This is a genomic window from Olsenella intestinalis (assembly GCF_023276655.1).
Lineage (GTDB): Bacteria > Actinomycetota > Coriobacteriia > Coriobacteriales > Atopobiaceae > Olsenella_J > Olsenella_J intestinalis.
On the sequence record NZ_JALGRK010000002.1, the window covers coordinates 898,472 to 914,214 of the forward strand.

9 protein-coding genes and 3 tRNA genes are annotated in these 15,743 nt (G+C 67.3%); all 12 read right to left on the reverse strand.

All coding sequences use genetic code 11. The annotated features are described in order from the left end of the window. Positions 1-32 precede the first annotated feature (32 nt). Complete coding sequence (locus M5D76_RS08515) at positions 33-1,289, reverse strand: cysteine desulfurase family protein (protein ID WP_248922958.1); 1,257 nt, start codon at positions 1,287-1,289, stop codon at positions 33-35. Next, entirely contained in the window at positions 1,289-2,173 is an 885-nt protein-coding gene (locus M5D76_RS08520; RefSeq protein WP_248922959.1) for a putative ABC transporter permease, read from the reverse strand. Before M5D76_RS08520 ends, M5D76_RS08515 begins: the two co-directional genes overlap by 1 nt. A 78-nt stretch (positions 2,174-2,251) precedes the next feature. After that, positions 2,252-2,325 (reverse strand) — tRNA-Cys (locus tag M5D76_RS08525). A gap of 42 nt (positions 2,326-2,367) precedes the next feature. Further along, positions 2,368-2,443: transfer RNA gene (locus tag M5D76_RS08530), tRNA-Gly, on the reverse strand. 112 nt (positions 2,444-2,555) lie between these two features. Next, positions 2,556-3,296 (reverse strand): anti-sigma factor antagonist, encoded by a 741-nt coding sequence (locus M5D76_RS08535; RefSeq protein ID WP_248922960.1) that lies wholly within the window; start codon positions 3,294-3,296, stop codon positions 2,556-2,558. Positions 3,297-3,324: 28 nt separating this feature from the next. After that, entirely contained in the window at positions 3,325-5,643 is a 2,319-nt protein-coding gene (locus tag M5D76_RS08540; protein ID WP_248922961.1) for a SpoIIE family protein phosphatase, read from the reverse strand. 185 nt (positions 5,644-5,828) lie between these two features. Beyond that, positions 5,829-5,919 (reverse strand) — tRNA-Leu (locus M5D76_RS08545). 158 nt (positions 5,920-6,077) lie between these two features. After that, positions 6,078-11,342, reverse strand: a complete 5,265-nt coding sequence (locus M5D76_RS08550) for a hypothetical protein (protein WP_248922962.1) — start codon at positions 11,340-11,342, stop codon at positions 6,078-6,080. Positions 11,343-11,589: 247 nt separating this feature from the next. After that, positions 11,590-12,627: an ABC transporter ATP-binding protein gene (locus M5D76_RS08555; RefSeq protein WP_248922963.1), complete on the reverse strand. Its 1,038-nt coding sequence runs from the start codon at positions 12,625-12,627 to the stop codon at positions 11,590-11,592. 3 nt (positions 12,628-12,630) lie between these two features. Further along, complete coding sequence (locus M5D76_RS08560; protein ID WP_248922964.1) at positions 12,631-13,722, reverse strand: ABC transporter ATP-binding protein; 1,092 nt, start codon at positions 13,720-13,722, stop codon at positions 12,631-12,633. Further along, the gene (locus M5D76_RS08565) at positions 13,722-14,654 is read right to left on the reverse strand and encodes an ABC transporter permease (protein WP_248923076.1); all 933 of its coding nucleotides are present in this window, start codon (positions 14,652-14,654) and stop codon (positions 13,722-13,724) included. The genes M5D76_RS08560 and M5D76_RS08565 overlap by 1 nt, the downstream gene beginning before the upstream one ends. Before the next feature lie 24 nt (positions 14,655-14,678). Beyond that, positions 14,679-15,716 (reverse strand): ABC transporter permease, encoded by a 1,038-nt coding sequence (locus M5D76_RS08570; protein WP_248922965.1) that lies wholly within the window; start codon positions 15,714-15,716, stop codon positions 14,679-14,681. Positions 15,717-15,743: the final 27 nt, after the last annotated feature.

Sequence of the window (15,743 nt, forward strand, 5' to 3'; positions counted from 1 at the left end):
GCGCCGCCGAGAAGAGCCACGGCGCGTACTCCCTACTTCTCCCCCGTCGCGGGTCCGCCTATGCCGAGGCGCACCATCTCCTCGCGCACCACACGGCAGATGCAGGACGCGGCATAGTCCACGTCGGCCTCGGTCGTGGGGCGGCCCAGCGTGATGCGAAGCGACCCGGCGGCCACCTCCTCGGGGACGCCCAAGGCCTCCAGCACGTGCGAGACGCGCATGCGGCTCGCGGCGCAGGCCGAGCCCGTGCCCACCGAGACGCCGAGCCGCTCGAGGCCGATCACGAGGCGGCGCGCCTCGAGCCCCGGGAAGCTCACGTGCAGAAGGCCCGGCAGGCGCAGCTTTCGCGCGCGCGGCCCGGTGACGCGCGCCCACGGGAACTCGCGAAGCAGGCGTCGCTCGAGGTCGTCGCGCAGGGCCGCGAGGCGCCGCGACTCCACGCCGCGCGCGGCCTCGGCGAGCTCGAGCGCCACGGCGAAGGCGACCGCGCCCGCCACGTTCTCGGTGCCGGAGCGGACGCCATGCTCTTGTCCGCCGCCCCTGACCAGCGGGCGAAGCTCGACGCCGTCGGCCGCCCAGAGCAGGCCGACCTGCTTGGGACCGTAGACCTTGGCAGCCGAGAGCGTCATGAGGTCGCAGCCGAGCGACGACACGTTGACGGACACGTGGCCCGCGGCCTGCGAGGCATCCGTATGCAGGTAGATGGGCCGTGTGATGCCCGCCTCGAGGCGACGCTCGCGCTCGGCGGCCACCACGCGCGCAATCTCGCGCACGGGCTGGATGCAGCCGATCTCGCCGTTGGCGAGGCCGACCGAGACGAGCCCCACGCCGTCGTCGAGAGCGTCTGCCACGTCGGCGGGCGACACGCGCCCGTCGGTCCCCACGCCGACGATCTTGTGCTCGCGCGCGCGGGCGCAGGCGAGCGTGGACTCGTGCTCGGTCGCGATCGTGACGACCGTGCCCTCGGCCGCGGCGAAGGCCAGGTTGTTGGCCTCGGTCGCGCCGGCCGTCAGGGTGACGTTGTCGGCGCGCGCGCCGATCGCGTGAGCGAGGCGGGCGCGGGCGTCCTCGAGGTCGGCGCGCACCGCGCGCGCCGCGGCGTAGGGGGCCGAGGGGTTCTCGAAGCGCTCGCTCAGGTAGGGCAGCATCGCAGAGACGGCCTCGGGCGCCATCGGCGTCGCGGCCGCGTAGTCGAGGTAGCAGCGGCGGGGCGCGTCGGCACCCGCGCCGCCTGCGGGGCGAGGCGCCACGCTCCTCTCGGCGGCGTTGTCGTGGTCGGCGGCGGACATCACAGGTCCCTCCCGATCACGAGGTTCTGGAACTTGTTGCTCATGAACTCGTCGGTGTAGTGCTCGTCCACCCACTGGTCGACGGGGCCGGCGGGCGGCTGGCCGGCGTCGCGCCGGGCCGCGCGGCCAAAGCACACGAGCGTCATCACGATGTCGAGGGCCAGGTACACGGCGAGTATCGTCACGAAGACCACCTGGCGGCGCGTGGTCGGCTCGCCGATGCGGAAGAGCACCCACGGCATCACGAACTTGGTCCACACCACGCCGAGGAGCCCCCACATCACCAGGAAGCGCCAGGCGACCCACTGCGTGATGTGGTCGGGAAGGTAGACGTACGTCCACGACTGCGCGCGGAAGAGCGCCTCCATGCCCCAGCCTGTGAGCTGCTCGAGCGCGCCGCCGATGAGCATCGAGACGAGGAAGACCTGCCACAGTCGGGCGCCGTTGCGGCGCAGCAGGAAGGTGGCGACCGTGAGCAGCACGGTGCCGCAGCCGTAGAGCGGCGAGAAGGGCCCCCACACCAGGCCGACGCGGCTCTGGCTGACGCCGGCCGTGGCCAGCATCCAGAGCTCCTCGAGCAGAAGGCCCGCGACCGAGCCGATCACGAAGAGGAAGACCACCTGGTACCAGCCGATGCGCAGCCGGTCGAGGAACTCCTCGCGCATGCGCTCGCGCCCGAGGGCGAGCTCGCGTCGCTGCTCGGCCGTGAGGGCGCGCTTGTCCCCCTCGGCGGCCAGGGCCACCTCGGCGCTCACGTAGCCGCCGGCCACGGCGCGGTCGAGGTCGACGTCGTAGCCGAGCCACTGCCAGAAGTAGCGCACCACGCGCAAAAAGCCGTGCGCCACCACGAGCAGCGCCAGGAGCGAGAGTATCGTGAGAAACATGTGCGCCCCCCTGGGTCATGGCGCGGCGCGGCCGGTCCAGCAAAAAGGCACCCGCATCGCAGGTGCCCTTATTGTACTTGGAGGCGAGACCCGGATTCGAACCGGGGATAAAGGCTTTGCAGGCCTCTGCCTTACCACTTGGCCATCTCGCCGTATATGAAAAGAGCCGACTGAAATCGGCTCCGGATAAACCATGGAGCGGGCTACGGGGTTCGAACCCGCGACCTCCACCTTGGCAAGGTGGCGCGCTACCAACTGCGCCAAGCCCGCGACGCAGGAAGTAATATACGTGAGGGGCACCGCCGTTGCAAGCGAAAATCGAAAAAAGTTTCGCCCGGGCGAGAAGAGCCTGCTCAGGGCCGAAAAAAACTTTGTGAAGCGACTACGCGCCAATGTGGACGAGCTTCACAATGCGCACCCGCGTCCCCACGCCGCGGCCGCGACGCTCGATCGAGACCGAGTCGACCAGAAGGCGCATCAGGCGGATGCCGCGGCCGCGCTCGCAGCCGCACTCGGACGCCGGCGCCGCCTCGTCCGCGGCGAGCTCGAAGCCCTCGCCGCAGTCGGTCACGTCCACCACCACGCGGTCGGGATAGCTCGCCACGGTGAGCAGCGCCCCCTCGCCGCAGGTGTGGTCCACGGCGTTGCCCATGGCCTCCCCCACCGCGAGCGTGAGGTCGAAGGCCTCGTCCTCCGAGAAGGGCATGCCTGCCACCAGCTGCGCGAACCGGGCGCGCACGCCCTCGAGCGAGCAGGGGTCGATCGCCATGGTGCAGCGCCAGTCGGGCACCACCTTGGGGTCGAGGCGGGGCACCTCCCCCTTGGCGCCCGCGCCCGTCACGGGCACGAAGTCGACCAGGCGGCAGATCCTGAGCGCGCGCATCACGCGCTCGCTCACGTTGACGAGGGAGATGAGCCCGCCCACGGCGCGCATGCGGCGCACCTCGCAGAAGACGAGCGCCATGCCCGCCGAGTCCACGTAGTCGCAGCCGGCCATGTTGATGACGATGCGCCGGCACCCGTCGTCGATCAGGCCGTCGATAACGCCACGCAGCCTCGGCGCCGTGGTGACGTCGAGGTCGCAGTCAAGGGGTACCTGGGCTATGTGCGCGCTCTTCTCCATAGGGTGCTTGTTCCCCAACGCGTGCGCGCTATGCGCGCAACTCCGCCGGCGAGCCCTCATCGGCGGGCAGGCCGTCATAACGCACGCAGACCATGGCCACGTCGTCCTCGAGGCGACGCCCCGTGAACGCGTCGAGCGTGCCGAGCAGCCGCTCGAGGATCCCGTCGAACCCGCGCGGCCACTCGCGCATGACGGCGTCGCGCAGGCCGTCCTCCCCGAAGAACGAGCCGTCGGCGGCGCGCGCCTCGGTCGTGCCGTCGGTGTAGAGCAGAAGGGCGTCACCAGGCGAGAGGGGCGCGGTGCCGTCGCGGTAGGCCATGTCGTGGAAGGCGCCCACCACGCCGGACTGCACGCCGAGCGAGTTGAGCTCGCCCGTCCGCGCGCGCACGAGCACCGCGGGCGGGTGGCCCGCCGAGCAGTAGCGGATCGTGGCGGCGCGCAGGTCGATCACGCCCACGAACAGCGTCGCGAACGTCTCGAGCCGCGAGAACCCCAGCAGGAACTCGTTGAGCAGGCGCACCATCTCGCTCGGCGCGAGCCCCTGCCAGGCGTAGGCGCCCAACGCGCACTTGACGGCCGCCGAGACCGACGCCGCCTCGACGCCCTTGCCCGACACGTCACCCATGATCACGCAGGCACGCTCGTCGGGCAGGCGTATCAGGTCGTAGAAGTCGCCGCCCACGGTGGCCTCCTGCGTCGCCGACGAGTAGATACCCGCCGCCGTGATGCCCCGCACGCGCTGCAGCTCGTTGCGCATGCCGGTCTGCAGCGCCTGCGCGATGTGCTTGTCCTGGCGCCGGCGGGCGCCGCCCAGCCGTGCGTCGAGCACCGAGCGCACGACGCGCCGCACGAAGGCGCACTCGATCTCGTCGACCGGCTCGGAGTCGGCGGGCCTCAGCAGCAGGAACGTGAGGCGCCCCTCGCCCGGGACGGCGTGCGCGATCTCGCCGGCGCGCCCTCCCGCGCGCGCGTCCACGACGACGCCCATGGCGGGCAGCCCCGCCTCCGCGAGCGCCGCGCCCACAGGCCCCTGCTCCACGGACGTGACGCTCACCTCGCCGGGCAGCGCGCACGAGTCGAGCCCGACCTCCACCACGGCACCCTCGCTCCCCACGGCGGGGTCGTCGACCAGAAGCGTGCTCTTCTCGTCATCGATTCGCGCCGAGACGAGCGTGCATCCCAGCTCGCCGGCCACCCTGCCAAGCGCGGCCGCCACGTCGCCCTCGCCCGCGTCCTCCGCGGCCGAGAGCGTCTGCGCGATGTCGGTCGCCACCTCGGAGAGCGCCTGCTCGCGCCGGGCGCGAAACGCCGAGACCGCACCCACGAGCTGCACCGACAGGTACTGCGCCACAGCGTCGAGCAGCTCGCTGTCCTCGTGGCGCGTCGGCGTGGCCTGCGCCCAGCCCACCTCGATCAGCGCGATCACGTGGTCGCCGAACCACACGGGCACCGCGATGAACGACGTCAGCGGCGGCAGCATCGACGCGCGCACGCGGTAGACCTCGCTAGTCTCCTCGTCCACCACGTCGCGCCACTCGAGGTGGCCCTGGCGAAGCTCGCCTGCGCCGGGCGGCAGCACGCGCAGGCGCAGCGCATGCCCGACCTGCGTGGTGAGCCGCTCGATCGTGCGGCCGTAGGGCATGTAGCGCGGCACGCGCGCACCCGAAAGCGACGAGCTCGTGCCCCGCAGGCGGTACCCGTTGGCGTCGGCCACGTAGAAGAGGGTCCCCGTCGCCTCCATCGTCTGCGTGATCTCCTCCATCACGCGCGAGAAGAGCACGGTCACGTCCTGCGCGTCGAGCGTGGCGAGCACGATGTCGAGCGTGCCCGAGAGGCGACGGTTCGCGCGCGAGAGGTCGCCCACGAGGCGCTCGTGCTCGCGCTCGGACGCAGCGGGGCCGCCCGCCTCGCGCGCGACGAGGACGTACGTGCGGCTCTCGGCCGAGATGCGCTCGCAGCGAACCGTCAGCGAGACAACGCCCCCGTCGGCGGCCGCGCCGGAGACCGTCACGGCCGAGCCGTCGAGGGGAAAGGGTGGCGCGAACGCGACCGAGGTGGGCGAGCCGGGCGCCCCATCGGCGGCACCACGCGCGGCGCGGGCACCCCCTGCGGGCGGCGTCGCCTGGAGGTCTGCGGGAAAGAGCTCTGTCACGGGGGTGCCCACGAGCTCGCCCGACGCCCCGGACAGGGTGCGCCGCGCGCTGTCGTTGGCAAGCGTGACCAGGCCGTCGTCGCCGAACATGACCACGATGTCGTCGGTGAGGCCCAGCACGCACGCGAGCGCGGCGTTGACGCCGCTCGCACCCATGCCGTCCTCACGCCTGAACGCCAGTCCGTCCTGCGCCATGAGAAACCCCTCTCGATTGGCCGCGATCTTGTCGCGCCAGCATACGTGAGTAGCATACCCGTATGCGCCGCGACCGATAACGCGCGCTCCTCTCGCCCGCGAGGGGCCCAAGGGGAAGCCAGGGGGAGGCGCCGCGCATTGCCTCGAGATACGAAAAGAGGCCCTTGCGGGCCTCTGAGAATTCGTGGTGTCGGAGGCGGGACTTGAACCCGCACGACCTTTTAGTCAGTCACTAGCACCTCAAGCTAGCGCGTCTGCCAATTCCGCCACTCCGACATGCGTTTCGTGCGAGAGCAATATTAGCACGCACCTTTCGCGCGATGCAACAACTATTTTGAAAAATGTGAACGTGCCGCGAATCCGCAGGTCGAAGGGCGAATTCACCTTATGGAGGGCCCAAAGGGGCCGCGACGCGCATTGCGCCGCGGCCCTCGCTACTCCTCCTCTTCCGCACCCTCCTGCTCGGCGCGCTCGTTCTCGACGCGGCGGCGCGAGTAGGCGGCCATGGCCACGCCGGCCGCGGCAAGGCCCGCGCCAAGCGCGCCCATGCCGGATGCGGGGTCACCCGTGTCGGGAATCCTCGAGCGGCGCGCCGCGGCGTCGTCGTCCTCGTCCTCCCCGTCGTACGAGTCACTGAGCTCATCGCCGTTGATCTCGTCGGACTCGCTGACCTCGAACTCGTCATACGGGTAGTCGAGAAGGTCGTCGTCCTCGTAGTCGGACTCCTCGACGATGTAGTCGACGTACTCGTCGCCGTCCTCGGAGTACTCCGGCCCCGGCTCCTCGTAGTCGGAGTACTCGATCGACTCCGGCTCGTAGTCGTAGGCGTCGTAGTCAATGCCCTCGTACTGGTCGGCCATGTCGATGTAGCCCTCGTCCGCCCTCTCGTCGTCCTCGGGCTCGTCGTGGGTCGAGAGCATGTCGGCTTGCACGCCGAGAAGATCGAGGTCCGCGGCCGTGGCCACCTTCTTCATCGAGGCCGCCACGAAGTCCTGGGCCGTGGCGCTTGCCGCGACCTTGCCCGACCAGTCCTTCGGCACCACCAGCATGATGGTGTAGACCGAGGTCGCGCCCGGTGCGAGCGCGTAGTCGGGCTCGACGTCCTCGAGGGTGCCGTCGGCCTTCTTCGGGTTGTAGTTCGAGGGCACGAGCGTCGTCTTCGAGAAGGTCAGCTTCGTCACGGTGTCGGTCTTGTTGTTCTTCTTGCCGCGCCTGTGCAGACGGATCGAGCAGCCCGCCAGGTAGGTGTTGCCATCGTTTCTGATCGTGACGTTGAAGGGGCACGCGATGCCGGGGAAGACCACGTCCGTGACCGCGTTGAACCCGATGACGTTGGCGCAGCGCGTGTTCGGCATGGCCGTGAAGCGGATCTCGGCCTCGCTCTTCTTCGCGTTGGTGAGGTTGGTGCTGAGGAAGGCCATCGCGACCGACTTCTGGCTTCCGCAGACCACGAGCGTGTCCATGTCGTAGTCGACCTCGCAGAACACGAACGGGTCGGAGAACTTGCCGTTGCGCAGGCGGCATGCCATGACGTCGTGCTCCTCGACGTCCTTCTTCGCGCTGGCCTTTCCGTCCTTGTCGTAGCGGTACCCCGGCGTTCCCTCGCGGACCGCAGGATAGAAAATGAACTCACCGTCATTGTCGACGCCAAAGGAAGTGACGTTGAAGTTGTCGGACCCAACGAGAGCGAACTTGAACCTGGGCTCGGGAACGCGATACACCTCGCCCCCACCCGTGGGGCGCACGAGGTTCTCCAGGGTGACGTGCATGACCTTGCCCCTGACCGTGGCAAGGAAGCCCTCGTGGTTGGGCCAGCGTACGAGCTGCGCGGGACCGAAGAAGTTGCCGAGGTCGCCCGATCCCTGCTCGATGTCGCGGTCATAGACCGCGAAGAGCTTGGGCTGGCGGGTGGTGCCGGGATAGTAGGCCTTCCCCTCCTTGTGGGCCATCGCGCCCGCCTCGTACAGGAAGTAGTAGGTGTAGATGCCCTTGAGCATGACGACGTACCAGCCCACGCCATCGCCCTCGACGCTCTTGACGCGCGGGAAGATGGTCATCTGGTAGATGGAGTGGTCCTTGAGTTCGCTGAACACGGTCGAGTTGATCTCGTTGCTCTTCGGGAAGGTCGCGAGGCCGCCGTACTTCCAGCCCGAGTGGAAGTGCTCGTTGTAGAAGTAGAACCCGGCGCCGACCTTGACGTCACCCTCCTTCTGGCTGAGGATCTTCTTGGGATCGGCGGCCGCACGGTCGAGGTACGAGAGCATGACCCCGTCCTTGGTCTCGTCGCCGACCTTGTCGTGCATCAGGGTGATGCACGGGCAGGAGTAGTGGTGATAGAAGTCCTTGCCGGCCGTCTGCGTCGCATCGAGGACGTAGTGGTATTCCTTCTTCCCGTCAGGCCCGGTGGTCGTCCAGTGGTAGTCGCCGCTGTGGGCCTTCTGGTCCTTGACCGTGAGCGTTCGCGAGCTCTTGTCGAACTCGTACACCACATAGGTGAGCAGCTGGTTCTGAAGCAGGTACGCAAGGTGGTTGTTGACGTCCTTGTTCTTGGCGTCGCGGTGGCCGGAGATGATGAACATGCGTATGAGCGCCTTGTCACCCTTCTCCTCGACGTTGACGTCGAAGTCATAGTCGTCGTAGTTGATGCGCTTGTTCTTGTCGTACTTCGACTCGCCCGTGGTGATCTGCGGGGCGGTGTCGAAGACCCACACGGCGCGCTGGCTCGCGCCGCTCTCCTCGCAGACGACGCGTGCGCGGTAGGCGTAGGATATCTTCGTGCTAGGAATTACCTGACCCCCCTGCTTTGCCTCGTCGGAGAAGATGCCGACCGAGGCGATGCGGAAGACGTACTGCCTGCCGAAGATGAGGTGAACCTGCGCACGGGGATCGCCGAAGGAGTTCTTGGCCAGGACCTCGACTGCGTTGGGGACCAGTCCCGCGTGACTCGCCGTGCGCTTGACCTTTGCCTTGACGATCGCGCCGTAGTCGTAGACGTACGTACGAGACGGACCCAGGCGCGGCGCGATGACGCCCTTGCTCGTCGCCGCCTGCGGCTCGAGCTGCGGCTCCGACTGCGCGGCAAGGCCATCCTTGGACTCGGCAGGGCTGGTGTCGGCCGTGGCCTCGGGCGAGGCGTCGGACTCCGCCGGCTTCTCCTGGGCGGCATCCGCGGCGCCCGTCTGCTGCGCGGTGCCCGATGCGGCGTCTGACGCGGCATCCGAGGTCCCTGGCGAGGCCGCCTTCCCATCCGTCTCTGCGCCAGAGCCGGTCCCCGCGGCCTCGGCACCGGTCGCGGCGACACCCGCCGCGGCACCAGCGGCGGCAGCGGCGGCAGTGGCGGGAGTATCGGTCGAAGAGCCGGACTCGGGCGCGGCGGCGTTCGCAGACGCACCCTCCCCCGTCGGGGCGCCGTCGCTCGGCGTCGCGTCCTTTGCGCCGGGCTCGGTCTGGCCGCCGCCGGGCGTGGCCGCATTGCCTTCGGACTCCTGAGACGCACTCTTCTCGGACTCCTGCGCTACGTCCTTCCCGTCCGTCTGCGACGCATCCTGAGACTGCGTCTGGGACTCCGTGTCGGAACCCGTGCCCAAGTCGCCCGTGTCGCCCCCGTCGGACGCACTGGGCGCGTCATCACTGTCATAGAAGACGAACATGGTGTCGCTGGTCTCGTCGGTTCCCGTGATCTCGCACGGGACGCTCTCGATCTTCCACTGCTTCTCATACCCTGTCTCTTCGGTATAGGCACCGAGGTCGTACTCGAAGTCGTTGTAGTTGATCTCGAGGGCCTCGTCCTCCGCGAGGTGCTCGAAGTCCTCGTCCTGCAGCAGGTAGCCCTCGCCGCTCTCGAAGGCATCCTCGACGATGTCGAGGAAGTTCACATCCTCCTCGGCCTGGGCCGCCATCGCCTCGAACTCCGAGGCCGTCTTGTTCTTGGGCTTCCAGCTGTCGTAGAACTGCGGCTCCTTCATCTTGAGCGGCAGGTTGAACGGGATGGTGAAGAAGAGAAGCTGGATGACGACCTGGGTCTGGAACGCGAGGCCGACGACCCTGTGCGGGTTCTCGACGTAGGAGGGGCGCTTGTCCGGAAGGACAGTGAGCGCCAGGTAGATCGTGATGGTGAAGATGCCCTTGACCGAGACGGAAAGCGCGCCCTTGATGCCGACGCCGAGCGAGATACTCGGGGAGATGTCGATGGTGAGGCTGAGCGCCGAGTTGGTGTAGTCGACCTTCCACTGGTTCCAGTCGGTGAGCTTCGGCGTGGAGGCGGCAATTGCCAGGCCAATGACAGCGCTCGCGTTGAGGCCGAACTCGAAGACGAGGGGCACCGGGCCCGCAAGGAACTGCCACGCGAGGCTGAAGTCGATCGCGAGCATGATCTGGCCGGCGGCGCGGAGCCTGATCAGGTCCTTCTCCTTCTCTCCCCACTTGGCCGCGAGCGAGAGCTGCGCGCCGACGGTGGTGGAGAAGGTCCTCATGAGCTTGACGTGGGTGAACTTGCCCGTGCGCTTGTCGATGGCGTTCATCGTGTTGAGCGCGTTGGTTCCCGCGTCCTCCCAGACCTTGTTGATCTGCTCCGAGACGGTCTTGCGCGGGTGGGACTGCCAGCCGTTGCCAACGACCTTGCCGTCCTTGGTCTTGTACCCCCACTCGGTCGTGCGCCAGGAGACGTAGGCGTAGCCGAAGGGGTCGAACCCGTAGTCGATGTTGTCGAACTCCGGCTTCCACATGGGAAGGGTCTGCCCGCCGATGAGGGGCAGGCCGCTCGGGAAGGTGATCGAGAATCCCTTGCCCTTGGAGTCGGTAAAGGGGGACAGGGAGAAGTTGCGGTCGGTGCCCGGCGCCTCGTACCCGCCACGGGCGTTCGAGATCTTCAGTGCGACCGGAGCCTTGAACTCCTTGCCGCCCTGCTCGTAGCGAAGCGAGAAGTTGTTGCCCTCGGGCAGGACCTTTCCCGCGCCCTTGAGGAGGAACTGCTCGCGAAGGTCGAGCGAGCACCTGTTCCCCGAGGGGCTTCCCGTCCCCTCGGCGATGCGCTTGTCGCCCGCGTACAGGGCGGCCTTAACCTGGCCGGAGCCCGAGAGCCCCTCGAGTTCGACGTGCACGGTGTGGGAGGCGTCGTTCTTGGCCGTCACGCAGAAGTCGTTGTTGGTATAGAGGATGTCCCAGTCGTCGAAGGTCACGCGGGAGGGATAGGCCTCCCCCTTCGTGATCGTGCGGATGGGAAGCGCGACGCCCTTCGCGCCCTCGACGGTGACGCGTCCCGTGCGGAAGATGCGGTAGCCGTCCTTGGTCACCTCGATCTCCGCCGAGAAGGTATAGCGCTCGGGCTTCTTTTTCTTGCCCTCGTCCTCGGAGAGGGGTGCGATGTCGAAGATCGCGACGCCCTTGTCGTTGGTCTTGCCCTCGACCGTCTTGCCGTTGAAGCAGCTCTTCACGAAGACGCGGGCGTCCTTGACGGGAGACTTCTTGTTGCCGGCGACGTCCATGACAGCGAAGGCGCACTCGTTGCACTTGGCGACGACGACCGTCGCGTCGGCGGCATAGGCCTCCTTGGGGTCCATGGTGAGCACGAGACCGCCAGAGACAACCGGAAGCGCGAAGATGCTCCCGATGGCCACCTCCACAAAGGAGCGACGCGTTATCGTGCGCTCAGGCGCCCCCTCGGGGTCTGGCGTGGTGCGAGCGAGGTCCTTGCGTCCCATGGGCGGCTCCCATCCTCGTCGCCACTGGCACGCGAGACGCGACAGCGGCCGCGCGCAGGTGGCAGGTACCCGTTCTTCTCATAGTACCTGCGGCGACACACCTTCCCTTTCATCCGTCCGTGCAACGGACGCATACGGCACCCCGAGCGTGACATCATTACGACCCTTCTCGCACGAGGGGCATCGCTCGATAGAAAAAGGGACCGACCCGCGTGGGTCGGTCCCTCTCGGACGCATGGGGTGCGCGCTACAGCTCCACCGAGGAGCCCTTGATCGGGTTCGGCGCTGCGAAGTGGCAGGCGCAGAAGTGACCGGGCTTCACCTCGCGAAGCTCGGGCATCTCGCCCTTGGAGCACTGCTCCTTCGCGATCGGGCAGCGCTCGTGGAACGGGCAGCCAGCGGGCGGGTCGATCGGCGAGGGAACGTCGCCGCTCAGGATGATGCGCTTGCGCGCGTGCTGCACGTCGGGGTCCGGAATGGGCACCGCGGAGAGCAGGGCCTGCGTGTAGGGGTGGTGTGGCTCCGCGTAGAGCGTCTTCCAGTCGGAGTCCTCCATCATGTGGCCGAGGTACATGACGGCCACGCGGTCGGAGATGTGCTGCACGACGGAGAGGTCGTGCGCGATGAACAGGTAGGCCGTGCCGTACTCCTTCTGCAGGTCGGACAGGAGGTTGAGCACCTGCGCCTGGATGGAGACGTCGAGCGCGGAGACCGGCTCGTCGCAGATGATCAGCTTCGGCTTGAGCGCGAAGGCGCGCGCGATGCCGACGCGCTGGCGCTGGCCGCCCGAGAACTCGTGCGGGTAGCGGTTGATGTGCTCGGGGTTGAGGCCCACGATGTCAAGAAGAGAACGCACGTACTCGATGCGCTCCTTCTGGTCCTTCATCACGCCGTGGATCTGGAGCGGCTCGGAGACGATCTCGCCGATGGTCATGCGCGGGTTCAGCGAGGCGTAGGGATCCTGGAAGATGAACTGCATGTTGCGGCGCATCTCCTTGAGCTCCCTCTTGTTCATCTTGGCGACGTCCTTGCCGTCGAAGATGACCTTGCCCGCCGTGGGGTTGGTCAGGCGCATGATGGTGCGGCCCGTGGTGGACTTGCCGCAGCCGGACTCGCCGACCAGGCCGAAGGTCTCGCCAGGGTAGATGTCGAAGGACACGTCCTCGACGGCGTGGACCCTCTTCTTGTTCATGCGGCTGGCGAAGACGCCGGCCTCGACGGGGAACTCCTTGGTGAGGTGCTCGACGTGGAGCAGCGGCTCCCCGGTCCTCTTGGTCTCGGTCATGAACTACTCGCCTCCCTTGGCGCTCTTGGTTCGCGAGGTGGCAGGCGCGTTCTTCTCGATGAAGCCGGGCTCGGTCGCGAAGTGGCACTTGGTGTAGTGGCCCTCGCCGACGTAGGTGGGCTCGGGCTTCTTCTGGTGGCAGATGTCCTTCGCGTAGGGGCACCTGGGCGCGAACGAGCAGCCCTTGGGGGCGTTCACGAGCGAGGGCGGGTTGCCCTTGATCGGCGTGAGGCTCTCCTTCTTGTCCTCCACCTGCTTGGGGATGGAGCGGATGAGGCCCCAGGTGTAGGGGTGCGAGGCGCTGTAGAAGATCTCCTCGGCGGTGCCGAACTCAACGGGGCTGCCCGCGTACATGACCATGATCTTGTCGGCCACGTCGGCGACAACGCCGAGGTCGTGGGTGATCATGATGATGGCGTTGCCGTTCTTCTCCTGCATCGACTTCATGAGCTCGATGATCTGCGCCTGGATCGTGACGTCGAGGGCCGTGGTCGGCTCGTCGGCGATCAGGATGTCAGGGTCGCAGGCGAGCGCCATGGCGATCATGACGCGCTGGCGCATGCCGCCGGAGAACTCGTGCGGGTAGTCCTTGACGCGCTGCTCGGCGTTGGGGATGCCGACCATCTTGAGCAGCTCGATGGAGCGCTCGCGCGCCTGCTCCTTGGAGTAGCCGCGGTGAAGCCTGAGGCCCTCCCCCAGCTGGCGCCCGATGGTGTAGACGGGGTTCAGCGACGTCATGGGGTCCTGGAAGATCATGGCGATGTCGTTGCCGCGGACGTGCTCCATCTCGCGCTCGCTCATGGCGAGAAGAGACTTGCCGCGGTAGCGGACGTCGCCGCCCTCGATCTTTCCCGGGGGCATGTCGATGAGGCCCATGATCGTCAGCGACGTGACCGACTTGCCCGATCCCGACTCGCCGACGACGCCGAGGGTCTCGCCGCGGTCGAGGGTGTACGAGACGCCATCGACTGCCTTGACCACGCCGTCCTGGGTGTGGAAGTACATCTTGAGGTCGTCGACCTCGAGGAGGTGCGAGCCCTCAGGAACCGGCTGGTCCTTGAGCTCGACCCAGTTGTCATTCTTCTTGCGTGCCATTATGCGTCCTTCATCTTAACGTCGAGTGCGTCGCGCAGGCCGTCACCGAGAAGCGTGAAGGCGAGCACCGTGGTGAGGATTGCGAGACCGGGCATGAGCATGAGCCAGGGCTGGGTGGCCAGGTAGGTCTGGCCGTCCTGGATCATGATGCCCCAGGAAGGATCGGGGGGAACGACGCCCATGCCGAGGTAGGAAAGGGCGCTCTCGGTCAGGATGGCGCCGCCGATGTTCATCGTCGCGTAGACGACGATCGAGGCGACCGAGTTCGGGAAGATGTGGCGGGCGACGATGCGGGCGTCGGAGGCGCCCATCGCGCGGGCCGCGTCAACGTAGTCGTTCTCCTTGACCGACAGGATCGCCGAGCGGAAGACGCGGGCGATCGAGGGCCAGCCGAGGATGCCGATCGCGATGAAGACGTTCTGGATGCCAGGGCCGATGACGGCGAGCATCGCGATGACGAACAGGATGTACGGGAACGCCAGGAAGATGTCCGCCAGGCGCATGATGATCGTGTCCCAGATCCCGCCGTAGTAGGCGGCGAGCGCGCCCATGACCAGACCGATGATGGTCGAGATCGCGGTCGCGAGGACGCCGACGGCCAGCGAGATGCGCGCGCCGTAGATGACGCGGCAGAGCACGTCGCGGCCGAGCGTGTCGGTGCCGAAGGGGTGCTCGGGCGAGGGCGGCAGGCGCGAGTCCTGCGTCATGGTGGTGGAGTCGGCCTCGGTCGGGCTGCCCAGCGTCTGGGGCACCCAGAGGTCGGCGGTGAGGGCCACGAGGATCATGAGCACGATCCAGACGGCACCGAAGATAGCAAGCTTGTTCCTGCGCAGGCGGCTCCAAGCGTCGCCCCACAGGGTACGTGCGGGGGCAGACGTGTCGATGTCGCCGTCGGTGGTGACGGGGCTCTCCGTCACCTCGTTCTTCTCCATCTCTTCAGTCATGTCGCGCACCTCCTATTCGCTCTTGCCCGCGCCGTACCTGATGCGGGGATCGAGGAAGGCGTAGGAGACGTCGACGATCAGGTTGATGACCATGACGACAACGACGATGACAGTTACGGAACCGAGCACGATCGGCCAGTCGCGCTGGGTGATGGCGCGATAGGTCTCGTAGCCGACGCCGGGCCAGTTGAAGACCGTCTCGGTCAGGATGGCGCCGGCCATCATGGCACCGAAGTCGATGCCGATGTAGGTGACGACGGGGATGAGGGCGTTCTTGAGCGCGTGGTGCCAGATGACGTCCCTGCGCGAGAGGCCCTTGGCGCGCGCCGTGCGGATGTAGTCCTGGTTGAGGACCTCGAGCAGCTGCGAGCGCATGATGCGGGCGCAGTAGGCGGTCGAGACCGCGGCGAGCGTGCACGCCGGCAGGATGTAGTAGACCCAGTCGGCGAACTCGGCGTTGGGTCCGCCGGCGCCGGAGATCGGAAGGTACACCGATCCGCCCGTGACGTCCTTCAGCACGATGCCGAAGAACAGCTGGAGCAGCATGCCGAACCAGAAGGCGGGCATTGCGACGAGGATGGACGTGATGAGCGTCACGAGGATGTCCCAGAACGAGTAGCGCTTGATCGCCGAGACCATGCCGGCACCGATGCCCACGATCGCCTCGAGGATGATCGCCACGATGGCGAGCCTCACGGTGTAGGGGTACTTCTGGAGCAGGATGTCCGCGACCGGCTGGCCGGTGCGCTGGAACGACGTGCCCAGGTCTCCGTGGAGCAGGCCGCCGACGTAGAGGCCGTAGCGCTTCCACATCGGGGTCTCGATGGTGTTGCCGGCCTCGTCATAGATCGGGTTGCCGTTGTCGTCGGTCTCGATCATGTGATACGAGGCGCGGAGGGTGATCTCGGTCTGGGGGTCGAGCTTCTTCTCGCCCGCCATCAGCTTGATCGGATCACCCGGAACGATGTTCTCCATCGCGAAGAGAATCAGCGTCACACCCAGAAAAACGGGTATGAACTGGAGAACTCGTTTGAGAATGTACTTTCCCATACTAGGAATCCCTCTGATAGCCCAACA

Coding starts and splice junctions, on each gene's coding strand:
- M5D76_RS08515 (WP_248922958.1), bottom strand. CDS start 1,289: ATGTCCGCCGCCGACCACGACAACGCCGCCGAGAGGAGCGTGGCGCCT.
- M5D76_RS08520 (WP_248922959.1), bottom strand. CDS start 2,173: ATGTTTCTCACGATACTCTCGCTCCTGGCGCTGCTCGTGGTGGCGCAC.
- M5D76_RS08535 (WP_248922960.1), bottom strand. CDS start 3,296: ATGGAGAAGAGCGCGCACATAGCCCAGGTACCCCTTGACTGCGACCTC.
- M5D76_RS08540 (WP_248922961.1), bottom strand. CDS start 5,643: ATGGCGCAGGACGGACTGGCGTTCAGGCGTGAGGACGGCATGGGTGCG.
- M5D76_RS08550 (WP_248922962.1), bottom strand. CDS start 11,342: ATGGGACGCAAGGACCTCGCTCGCACCACGCCAGACCCCGAGGGGGCG.
- M5D76_RS08555 (WP_248922963.1), bottom strand. CDS start 12,627: ATGACCGAGACCAAGAGGACCGGGGAGCCGCTGCTCCACGTCGAGCAC.
- M5D76_RS08560 (WP_248922964.1), bottom strand. CDS start 13,722: ATGGCACGCAAGAAGAATGACAACTGGGTCGAGCTCAAGGACCAGCCG.
- M5D76_RS08565 (WP_248923076.1), bottom strand. CDS start 14,654: ATGGAGAAGAACGAGGTGACGGAGAGCCCCGTCACCACCGACGGCGAC.
- M5D76_RS08570 (WP_248922965.1), bottom strand. CDS start 15,716: ATGGGAAAGTACATTCTCAAACGAGTTCTCCAGTTCATACCCGTTTTT.